At 56.7% G+C, this 10,164-nt stretch carries 9 protein-coding genes and 1 pseudogene; 6 read left to right on the plus strand and 4 right to left on the minus strand.

The window, feature by feature from the left end; all coding sequences use genetic code 11:
• Positions 1-428: 428 nt before the first annotated feature.
• The 4 genes and pseudogenes from ABVR31_RS19960 to ABVR31_RS19975 all read right to left on the minus strand — a co-directional run.
• Positions 429-2,411: an autotransporter outer membrane beta-barrel domain-containing protein gene (locus ABVR31_RS19960; RefSeq protein WP_372774241.1), complete on the minus strand. Its 1,983-nt coding sequence runs from the start codon at positions 2,409-2,411 to the stop codon at positions 429-431.
• Between the two features lie 751 nt (positions 2,412-3,162).
• A complete protein-coding gene (locus ABVR31_RS19965) occupies positions 3,163-3,411 on the minus strand; it encodes a hypothetical protein (RefSeq protein WP_372774243.1) in 249 nt (82 codons plus the stop codon).
• A 39-nt stretch (positions 3,412-3,450) separates the two neighbouring features.
• Positions 3,451-3,642, minus strand: a complete 192-nt coding sequence (locus ABVR31_RS19970; protein ID WP_372774729.1) for a VENN motif pre-toxin domain-containing protein — start codon at positions 3,640-3,642, stop codon at positions 3,451-3,453.
• Positions 3,561-3,990, minus strand: a pseudogene (locus tag ABVR31_RS19975) (filamentous hemagglutinin); the annotation flags it as partial. The pseudogene ABVR31_RS19975 and the gene ABVR31_RS19970, both read right to left, overlap by 82 nt.
• Positions 3,991-4,152: 162 nt before the next feature.
• Here ABVR31_RS19975 and ABVR31_RS19980 point away from each other — a divergent pair.
• The 6 genes from ABVR31_RS19980 to ABVR31_RS20005 are packed head-to-tail and all read left to right on the plus strand — an operon-like array spanning position 4,153 to position 10,159.
• Entirely contained in the window at positions 4,153-4,863 is a 711-nt protein-coding gene (locus ABVR31_RS19980) for a FadR/GntR family transcriptional regulator (RefSeq protein ID WP_021509083.1), read from the plus strand.
• Positions 4,850-6,016 (plus strand): PLP-dependent transferase, encoded by a 1,167-nt coding sequence (locus tag ABVR31_RS19985; protein ID WP_372774245.1) that lies wholly within the window; start codon positions 4,850-4,852, stop codon positions 6,014-6,016. Before ABVR31_RS19980 ends, ABVR31_RS19985 begins: the two co-directional genes overlap by 14 nt.
• A 21-nt stretch (positions 6,017-6,037) precedes the next feature.
• Positions 6,038-7,309 (plus strand): sugar ABC transporter substrate-binding protein, encoded by a 1,272-nt coding sequence (locus ABVR31_RS19990; protein WP_372774248.1) that lies wholly within the window; start codon positions 6,038-6,040, stop codon positions 7,307-7,309.
• A gap of 24 nt (positions 7,310-7,333) precedes the next feature.
• Complete coding sequence (locus ABVR31_RS19995) at positions 7,334-8,254, plus strand: carbohydrate ABC transporter permease (protein WP_132463025.1); 921 nt, start codon at positions 7,334-7,336, stop codon at positions 8,252-8,254.
• Between the two features lie 9 nt (positions 8,255-8,263).
• On the plus strand, positions 8,264-9,088 hold the full coding sequence (locus ABVR31_RS20000) for a carbohydrate ABC transporter permease (RefSeq protein ID WP_132463028.1): 825 nt from the start codon (positions 8,264-8,266) through the stop codon (positions 9,086-9,088).
• A 3-nt stretch (positions 9,089-9,091) separates the two neighbouring features.
• Entirely contained in the window at positions 9,092-10,159 is a 1,068-nt protein-coding gene (locus ABVR31_RS20005; RefSeq protein WP_141495940.1) for an ABC transporter ATP-binding protein, read from the plus strand.
• Positions 10,160-10,164 lie beyond the last annotated feature (5 nt).

The raw sequence follows: 10,164 nt of genomic DNA on the forward strand, positions 1-10,164 counted from the left end.
ACGTAAATCGTCAATGGTATGTAATTGAATCACCGTCCCGGTGGCAGATGGTGTGGTAGTGCTGGTGGTGCCAGATGTATTCGCCATGGTGTTCCCCATAAATTATTAACGTAATACGACAGAGCATCAGCAGTATAAGTGATTGAAAATTAATATATTGACCTGTACCAGCTTATACGGGAGCTTTTCAGCGGCGTGATGTGGCGAGAGAGAATAACGATATGATTCCGGAAGGAAAGCGAAGCGACAAAAATACGTTTTACAGATTTATCGCAGAATAATTGTGGTAATCGCCGGTACGAGCGTCCTGATTAATTTGACTTACGAAGAAGAATGGCTTGAATTATCGAAATATTTCCGGCGATCATCAGTTTAATTTTTTACGCGAGATAACGCGCCAGTGAAAATTTCCGACTGGCGCGCCGTTATCAAAATGTCGCGTTCAGGCCAATATTCCAGCTCACCTGATGATACGCGCTGTTGCCTCCGACCGCAGAAACCCCGGCAAAGGCGTTGACCGTTTCACCCAGCGGCACGCTGGCCCCCAGCGACATATCCAGCCAGTTTTTATCACCGGCGTTGACGCTGCGTACAAAGCCGGTCTGCGTTGACTTCAGTCCGGCGCGCACCGCGTTCTGCGTATCGCCAAACTGGTGGTTATAACTGAGCTGCGCCCACGGATTCACCGGCCACTGTTTGCTGTCGATACGCCAGCCAAGCGCGCCGATTTGCGAATGCAGGGTTTGATCGGAAAAGCGCATAGCGGTACTGCTGTCGCCGTTTTCGCTGTAGCCCCCTGCCCGCACATAATCCAGTGCGTAGCTGGCAACCGGACCGGTAGAAAGGTGTTCGCCTATCGGCAGATCCCAGCCGGTTTGCACCCGTAGCCCGAGCATTTTTCCGCTGCTACTGCCCTGTTCGGTGCGCGTTGCCGGGCCGATATTGATGCGACGTTCGATGCTGTCAAAATCGAGATCGGCATAGTGCACATCCGCATTGATCCAGCCCTGCTCCAGCAGCGTCAGCTGGCTATACAGCGCCAGCAAATTGCCGCGCAGCTTGTAATCATAGTGCGCCGAAGGATGCTGGTGCTGCGCGGTGCTGGACAACAGCAGACCTGCCTGCCAGTTATCTGTGAACTGATAGCCTAATCCCAGCGTCAGGCTGCCGGCATTGGCGTCACCGTTGAGCAGGCTATCTCCGCGATAATCAATATGCTGACCGGCATAGCCGCCGAACACGCTAACCTGACCGGCGCTGGCCGGCTGCTGACGCTGCTGCTGTAAATGGCCGTCGAGGGTGTTCTGCATATCACGCGACAGCATCAGCGGCGCCCGTGCCAGTGCCGCCACCTGCGCGGGTGCGTCGAGGATCGATTGAATATAGTCGGCGATCATGGCATGTACCGCCGGGCTGGGATGCAGCCGGTCGGCGAACAGATAGGCCTGCGCGTTACTGAAACCGGGCGTTGACGAGGTGCATTCGGCGGCGGAGGTGCCGACCGGACAGGCCATCCCCAGCGTATTGCTCAGGCCATAGCGTTGCGGATCGGCAATTACCTCGTTGAACAGGCCGGCGATGTCGGCACGCACAATGTTGCCATTCAGCGCCACCAGCCCGGCCTCTTCCTGCTGGTTATAGCCATCGGAGAGGGCCGTCACCTGCTCGCTGAGCAACTGCCAGGCCGAAAACAGCTGCTGCGCCAGCGCGGCACGCAGCGCCGGGATGGTCGATACCTGTGCGGCGGCCTGATCGAATGCGTCGCGCACCGCCTGCTGGCGCGCAGCCACGTCGGGCGTGGCATGGCTGTCCAGCGAGGCAAACGCCGCGACCATCGCCGACTGCGCCGCCGGGCCCAGCACACTCAGCACCGCCTGCACCATGAAAGGCGTGGAGCCGAGCTGCGGCACGTTTGGCACGATTACCGCCCCCGCACCGGCATCCAGCAGGGTTTTGATTTGCGACACCGCCGCGCTGGCGCTGTTGCTGATAGTCTCGCGCGCGGTGAGCGGATTGGTCACCGCCGCCGCGATATCGTTAGCGCCTACCCAGTGAATATACAGTCCGTTGCTATCTGCGCGTTCGCCGGTGGATTGCAGATAAGCAGCCAGCTGGTCTTGCGTATTGAGGCTGGCATCCAGCGCCGGCACGGTAACGCCGCCGCCCTGTGCATAGTTGCTGCCACCGCGCGACGACGGCTGCAGCGTTTGCCCGAACTGTGCAGCAAGGATCTCGTCATACAGTGGATGTTGCGCGCCATCATAAGTAAAGCGCCCGACATTACCGCCATCGCTCAGGCTATCGCCGAAAACCGTCAGGTTATCCCACGCCAGGGCGCTACACGGCACACACAGGCAACTCAATGTGGCAAACGCGACCGCCGATCGCGTCAGGTTGCGACTCTTCATCATTCACTCCGAATCAGGTCAGAAATCATGTCTGACCGCTAAAGTTGCCGGCGCGTCAGGATGCCGGCGCGCAGGCTGAAAACCGCTTAAGCAGCGGAAAGGACAGTGATAACAAGGATGCTTAAGGTGTAGTCAGGCAGGCGCGCCTTTACCAGGCAGAGAGCGGAAATTTGCGGGGTAGATCGGCACGTCAGGGATTGCGGACTGGTAATCGCAGCGTGAGGAACGGTGCTTTGAGTGACTTAGCGGTGGCATTACCTGAAGCCGAAATGATTTCGATTGTTGCAGCCTGGTAATCCAGCGCCGACAGGGCTGCTGGAAAGCTTTCAATAGCACCCGAACCAGGAACAGAATTTACCCGAATAACGGGTTTTTCTGCCGCGTCTGAGTAAGCTGGTTATGCATCTTTGCTGAGCACGCATCTGTAAATATCCGCGTTCGCCTGGAGCACAAACCTTCATCCTTCATCACTCTAAAGGCCACTGGTTGATCGGATTGGGATTTGCTACCGGACAGAAGATCGAGGTGATCACTACGCCAGGGCGGATGATTTGCGGTGATATTTTTGACGCTCACAAACAGCGTTGCCCGCGTATTTGTAAGGCTTTTTTTGGGTGTCGGGGCTGCGCCCTGACAGGATCGCTTTTGGAGTGCCGATTATGGCGGTGCTCCAAAAACACATCTCGCCTGCTGTTGGAGGGATTCAAGGCAAAAAAAATCCCGCCAGCTATGGGCGGGAATGATTACCATACAATTATATCAAGCCAAGTGATTCAGGAAGTTCTTTAATATAGACTGCACGATCTCCTTGATATTCTTTTGATACCAGATAAAAAGCATTCGCTACTTTCTTTTTATCATCTAGACTTATAAGTTGTAGTTCAGCCGCAATACTTTCCATCATTCCCACGGCAATATCAGGATCCAAAGACTCTTCATCAGAGAACTCCAGAAAAATAGCCATGTCAGCTATTATCTTTACCAGGCGAGCATAACTATTCATGGATAATTTTCACCTCTATGTTTTTTTATGCCTAATTCGTCAAAAATTTTTGGGCTCCCCGGCTTTTTGCTCCAGTGTCTTACATTCAGATTGTGCCTGCGCAATATCACTCAGCGAGTTATTCTCCACCGCATTCTTCCGTGCCTGAGCGCCAGATTGCCACCCGCCAAACCCTGAATCGCCGCAGTCGCCGCCTGAATCCCCTTCTGGATATCGCTGCCGGTGCCCCAGAGTGCCATGGCCTTCTTATAAGCGCTGCTGTTTTCCAGCGCTTCCTGATACGCCTTCTTTATTACCCGCAGGAGCGTCGGCATCCGGCTGGTTTATGTTGTTTTTTGCCAGTTCCTTCTTACCTGCTTCCGTCGCATCAATCTGCCCCTGCGTCCGGGCGATATCCGCAACCTGGCTGCCTGGTTCACCGATCAGCTGAGCCGCCTGCAGGCGTTTCTGCTCCTTCTCTTTGTCGAAAATCGGGCTGATGCTGTCATTAGCGTGCTCGGTGTCGCGGCTAAGTTCAGCAACATCCTGCTGCTGGTTTGCCTGGTCGCGCACCACTATCGTTCCCTGGGCAACGGCTGAGTACCGCCACACCACGGTGCACCCTGGCGGGTTTTGCACCAGCAGATCTCATAATCTGCACTTATTACGGCATCAAATTTCTCGCTAAATCAAAAGCTCACGATTATGGCATGCAGGTTGCTAAGCCTTTGGTAGAGATGTTGGACCAATTAAGGCAAAGCGATGCATGACCCGGCTGAACTCCATCCCATCATTCCGACGCGCAGCGATACGCTGATTCTTGATGCGCTCACGCGCTACATGGCGCATGCCGGCGCGCAGCCGGGCAGTCGCCTGCCGCCGGAGCGCGAGCTGGCGGAGAAACTGGGCGTCAGCCGTAATACAGTGCGCGAGGCGCTCAAGCGCTGGGAAGCACTCGGTATCATTGTGCGCAAAAAAGGCAGCGGCACTTTTCTGCAGGCGGAAGTCGGTCTGCATGACAGCTTTCTCTCTCTGCGCTTTAAAAACGACTCCGCCAACATGCTTCATGCGCTGGAAGTGCGCCGCATCATTGAGTCCGAATCCTGCGTGCTGGCCGCGCAGCGCGCCAGCGCCGACGACCTGCTGGAAATCGAACGGCGGCTGGAAGAGATGGAGCGTGTGCACCTGGCTATCGGTTCCGCCGGGCCGGAGGATTGGGCTTTCCACACCAGCATCTACCGCGCCGCCGGCAATCCGCTGCTGTTGCAGATGCTTAACGGCGTCTACGACACGCTTCACGCCTTTTTCGAATCCCCGCCGGAGCAGGCGCTGTTTTCAGACTCGTTTCCCCTGCACCGTGAACTGTTTAACGCCATCCGCGCCCGCGACAGCCAGGCCGCGCGCGCCCTCTGCCACCAGATTCTTGATATCACCGAACGCGACATGAAGGACGTGATCCATGCCAAACGCTAAACCTATTGCGCAACAGACACTGCTGACCCACGACCAGCGCCATGAACAGGGCGCCGTAACGCCACCGATTTATCAGTCCTCGCTGTTTACCTTCAGCGATTACGACAGCATGATCGCCCGCTTTCGCGGTGAGAGCGACCAGCCGCTCTATTCCCGCGTTGATAATCCGACGGTTAAAGCGCTACAGGATAAAGTTGCCGCGCTGGAAGGCGGTGACGCCTGCCTCGCCTTTGCCAGCGGCATGGCCGCCATCAGCAACGCGATTTTGAGTGTGGTTCAGCCAGGCGCGAAAGTGGTCTGCGTCAATCATGTCTATCCCGATACCTACCGCTTTTTGCGCGGCTTTTGTCAGCGTTTCGGCATCACGACGCAGTTTGTTGATGGCGACGATGAAGCGGCGATAGCCGCCGCGCTGCCCGGCGCCAGCCTGCTCTATCTGGAAAGTCCCTCCAGCTGGGTGATGAGTGAACAGAATCTGCGGCAGCTGGCCACGCTGGCGCGTGATGCGGGCGTCGTCACGTTGATTGATAACAGCTGGGCTTCGCCCATTTTCCAGCAGCCGCTGCTGTGTGGTATCGACATAGTGGTGCACTCCGCCTCGAAGTACATCAGCGGCCACAGCGATGTAGTGGCCGGCCTGGTGATTGCCAGCCACCAGCACATCAACAACATTGCCCGTCACATTAGCCCGTTCCTTGGCGGCAAACTGTCTGCGAACGAAGCCTCTTTGCTGATGCGTGGCCTGCGCACGCTGCCGCTGCGTATGAAGCAGCATCAGCACAGCGCCCTGCAGCTGGCGGAAAAGCTGCGTGACCATCCGCAGGTCAGCGCGGTTTGCCATCCCGGGCTCAATCCCCCTGAATGGTCCACGCTGCGCGGTTACAGCGGGCTGTTTTCCTTTGCCGTGACCGAACAGGTCGACATACCGCAATTCTGCAACGCCCTGCAACTGTTCCACATGGGCGTCAGTTGGGGAGGCTTCGAGAGCCTGGTGATGCCGGCGATTTCGGTCATCAATCAGGCCAGTGAATTTAATTCAGCCCAGGATTTTGGTGTTTCGCCGCGCCTGATCCGTATCTCTGTTGGCCTCGAAGAGACCGACGATCTTTGGACCGATCTGACTCAGGCACTTGCTGCCGCCACTCACCGTTAATCACGCTCCGGAGAACCAGCCATGACAACACGTTTCGCCCTGAAAGCCCTGATACTCGCCGTGGGTTTAGGCAGCGCCTTTTGCAGCCTCGCCGCCAAACTCACCGTGGTGGAAGTCATCACCAGCCCGCCACGTACCGCGCTTCTGCAAAAAATGCTCGACGAATACAAGACGCAGCATCCTGGTACCGAGATTGAGCTGATTTCGCTGCCATGGGGTCAGGCATTTGAAAAACTGGGCACCATGTTACAGAGCGGACAGGTTCCGGATGTGGTGGAGATGCCCGATACCTGGCAAGGCTTATACGCCAGCAACAATATGCTGGAGGATCTGGAACCCCGCCTGAAAAGCTGGCCTGAAAGCGCCCAGCTGACGGACAAAACGCTGGCAATGGCGCGGGCCGCGAACGGCAAAGCCACCATGGTACCGTACGGTTTTTACCTGCGGGCGCTGTTCTGGAATAAAAAGCTGTTTAAGCAGGCAGGACTGAGTGAGCCGCCGAAAACCATGGACGAGTTTGCCAGCGACGCGAAGCGTATTAGTCAGTCAGGTAACGGTATCAGCGGCTACTGCATGCGCGGCGGTGTCGGGGGAACCAATGCGTGGATGATGTTTATGGCGGCGATGAACGGTTCGCCTGCCTTCTTTGATAAAGACGGCAACAGTACTTTAACCCAGCCGGGGGCGATAAAGGGAGCACAGCTGCTGGTCGATTTGTATCAGCAAGGCGGCGCGCCTAAAGACAGCGTGAACTGGGGCTTCAACGAGATTGTCTCGGGCTTCTATTCCGGCAAATGCGCGATGCTTGATCAGGATCCGGACGCGCTGATCGCGATTAAAAATAGCATGGCGGCTGAGGATTTTGCTGTGGCGCCCATGCCGGTCGGACCGTCCGGTAAAGCCTTCCCGACCATCGGCTATACCGGCTGGGCGATGTTCAAACAGGGTAAACAAAACGATGTCGCCTGGCCGCTGATTACCTTCCTCAGTAATAAAACCAACAACCTGGCGTGGGCGAAGTTTGTCGGCACGCTACCCATCTATAAAGGTGCGGAACAGGACCCGTTCTATCAGACGCCGCAGTTTGCCGGCTGGTTTAAGGAGCTGAACGATCCAAATTATGTGCCGCTCACCATGCCGACCCATCTCAAAGGCTGGGGCTATTTCAATTCAGTGATCGTGAAAGAGAGCAGCCAGGAGACGTTACTGGGCGAAAACGACACCAAAGATATGGTGCAGGACTGGGCCAGCTATCTGAGTAAAGAGCAAAAAGCCTGGCTCGCCAGCCAGTAATCCCGCGTAAACCGGAGCCCTGAAATGACGCCTGAAATCTCTCTTCCTGCCAGCCCGGCGCGCCGCCGCTGGCGCTGGACCCGGCTTGCGGAGCCATGGTGGTATCTGTCACCGGGCCTGTTGCTGATCGCCCTGTTCATCTTCGTGCCGATGGCGATCGGCATTTCTTACGCTTTTCAGAGCATGAACCTGCTCAATCCGCTGGAGAGCGGCTGGGTTGGCTGGGCGAACTTTGCGCAGATGCTCGACGATCGCCGCTTCTTTCGCGCGCTCGGCCATACCCTTAACTGGACGCTGAGTTCACTGCTGCTGCAGTTCTTTTTCGGCCTCGCGCTGGCGCTGCTGCTTAACCGCGAGTTTCGCTTTCGCCGCTGGGTGCAGGCGCTGGTGTTTTTACCGTGGGCGGTGCCGGCGTTTCTTTCCGGCCTGACCTGGTCCTGGCTGCTCAACCCGGTTGTAGGTCCGCTGCCACAGTGGCTCAGCGACGTGGGCATTCTCAGCGAACCTTACAATATTCTTTCCGATCCGCAACTGGCGATGTGGGGACCGGTGATTGCTAACGTCTGGTTTGGCATCCCGTTTTTTGCCATCACTCTACTGGCGGCACTACAGTCGATTCCCAAAGATTTGTATGAAGCGGCAGCCATCGACGGTGCCAGCGGCTGGCAGCAGTTTCGCCGTGTCACCCTGCCGTTTCTCGCCCCGATGATCGCCATTACCGTGATGCTGCGTACCATCTGGATCGCTAACTTTGCCGATTTGATCGTGGTGATGACCGACGGCGGTCCGGCCGGTTCAACCTCGATTCTTTCCAGTTACATCTTCACCACCGCTTATCGCAAACTGGATTTTGGTTATGCCTCGGCGATGGCGGTGTGTCTGTTACTGCTGATGACCTGCTATGCGCTGGTACTGCTGCGCATCCGCCATCAGTTACTTAAGTAAGGAGTCTGCATGCGCCTGTTACCGTTGATCGGTCATCGTCTCAGCATCGCCGCCTATTTGCTGTTTGCGCTGTTTCCGTTGTACTGGATCATTAAAATTGCCGTCACGCCGGACAGGTTACTGTTCAGTCAGGGTGTGACGCTGTTACCTGGCGGTTTCACCCTGAGCCATTTTGCGAAGGTATTGACCGACAGTGATTTCCCCACGTTTTTTATGAACAGTCTCATTGTCTCCTGCAGCACTGCCGCGCTGACCACCTTGATTGCTGCGGGTGCCGGCTATGCCTTTTCCCGCTTTCAGTTTCGCGGCAAGATGGTGATGGCGGCCCTGCTGCTGTTTACGCAGATGTTTCCGCTGGTGATGATCATTGCGCCGATTTACCGGGTGATGGCCCCGCTGGGACTGACGAATAGTCTGCTGGGGCTGATTCTGATTTACAGCGCCTTTAATGTCCCGTTCGCCACCTTCCTGATGCAGTCATTTTTTGATGCCATCCCGAAAGATCTCGAAGAGTCCGCCATGCTGGAAGGCTGCACCCGCTTTCAGGCGCTGTACCGCGTGCTGATGCCGCTGACGCTGCCCGGCATGGCAGCGACGCTCGGCTTTGTTTTCACCGCCGCGTGGAGTGAGTTGCTGTTCTCACTGATGTTAATCAACAAAAACGAAGTTATGACCTTTCCGGTCGGGCTGCTCAGTTTCGTCTCCAAATTCGCCGTTTCGTGGGGCGAAATGATGGCTGCCGCCGTGCTGGCGTTAATTCCAGCCTGTCTGTTCTTCGCTTTCATTCAACGCTACCTGGTTCAGGGACTCACCGCCGGTGCGGTTAAGGGGTAAATAATGGCTGAAATTACGCTGGCGCAAATTGAAAAGCGCTATGGCAACGTTGAGGTTCTGCGCGACATCAATCTGACCATTAAAGATGGTGAGTTCGTGGTGCTGGTCGGCCCGTCCGGCTGTGGTAAATCCACCCTGCTGCGCACCATTGCCGGCCTGGAATTAGCGACGGGCGGCAATATCCATATCGGCAGTCAGCTGATGAACGAGGTGGCGCCGAAAGACCGCGATATTTCGATGGTGTTCCAGAGCTATGCGCTCTATCCGCATCTGACGGTCGCGCGCAACATGGGCTTCAGCCTTGAAATTCAGAAACGGCCGCGTGCTGAGATTGAGGAGAAAGTCCGGCGAGCGGCGGAGATTCTCAGCCTGACGCACCTGCTTGATCGCCGGCCAAAAGAGCTGTCGGGTGGACAACGGCAGCGCGTGGCGATGGGCCGCGCCATTGTGCGTCAGCCGCAGGTGTTTCTCTTTGATGAGCCACTCTCCAACCTCGATGCGCAACTGCGCGGCCAGATGCGCGTGGAGATCAAAAAACTGCATCAGCAAATGCACAACACCATCGTTTATGTTACCCACGATCAGGTTGAGGCCATGACGCTGGCGGACCGCATCGTGGTGCTCAACCACGGCGTCATTCAGCAGGTGGGCACACCGCTGGAGCTGTACGACACACCGGCCAATAAATTTGTCGCCAGTTTTATCGGGTCACCGTCGATGAATTTTATCAACGGCGTGATGACCCCCAGCGGCGTGCGTATCAGCGACAGCGCTCAGTTGCCCCTGAATACGCACTGGGCGGCACAGGCCGCTGGCCGTGACGTTATTTACGGCATCCGTCCGGAAAACATCAGCCTGGCGCAGCCGGGTGAGCAGCATGCGCTGCCCCTTGAAGTGTCGCTGGTGGAGCCGACCGGCCTGTCCGAACTGATTCACGGTTCGCTGTTTGGCCACCCGCTGATGCTGTTTACCACCCAGCGTTCCGGCGCGCGCGCCGGTGATATTTTGCCGGTCACGCTGGACAGCGAACGTGCGATGCTGTTCGACGCCGCATCACAGCGCCGCCTGTAATTGCA

It is taken from the genome of Pantoea sp. WEP (assembly GCF_041678305.1).
GTDB classification, from domain to species: Bacteria; Pseudomonadota; Gammaproteobacteria; order Enterobacterales; family Enterobacteriaceae; genus Pantoea; species Pantoea dispersa.

Coding starts and splice junctions, on each gene's coding strand:
- ABVR31_RS19995 (WP_132463025.1), top strand. CDS start 7,334: ATGACGCCTGAAATCTCTCTTCCTGCCAGCCCGGCGCGCCGCCGCTGG.
- ABVR31_RS20000 (WP_132463028.1), top strand. CDS start 8,264: ATGCGCCTGTTACCGTTGATCGGTCATCGTCTCAGCATCGCCGCCTAT.
- ABVR31_RS19985 (WP_372774245.1), top strand. CDS start 4,850: ATGCCAAACGCTAAACCTATTGCGCAACAGACACTGCTGACCCACGAC.
- ABVR31_RS19965 (WP_372774243.1), bottom strand. CDS start 3,411: ATGAATAGTTATGCTCGCCTGGTAAAGATAATAGCTGACATGGCTATT.
- ABVR31_RS19980 (WP_021509083.1), top strand. CDS start 4,153: ATGCATGACCCGGCTGAACTCCATCCCATCATTCCGACGCGCAGCGAT.
- ABVR31_RS19990 (WP_372774248.1), top strand. CDS start 6,038: ATGACAACACGTTTCGCCCTGAAAGCCCTGATACTCGCCGTGGGTTTA.
- ABVR31_RS20005 (WP_141495940.1), top strand. CDS start 9,092: ATGGCTGAAATTACGCTGGCGCAAATTGAAAAGCGCTATGGCAACGTT.
- ABVR31_RS19960 (WP_372774241.1), bottom strand. CDS start 2,411: ATGATGAAGAGTCGCAACCTGACGCGATCGGCGGTCGCGTTTGCCACA.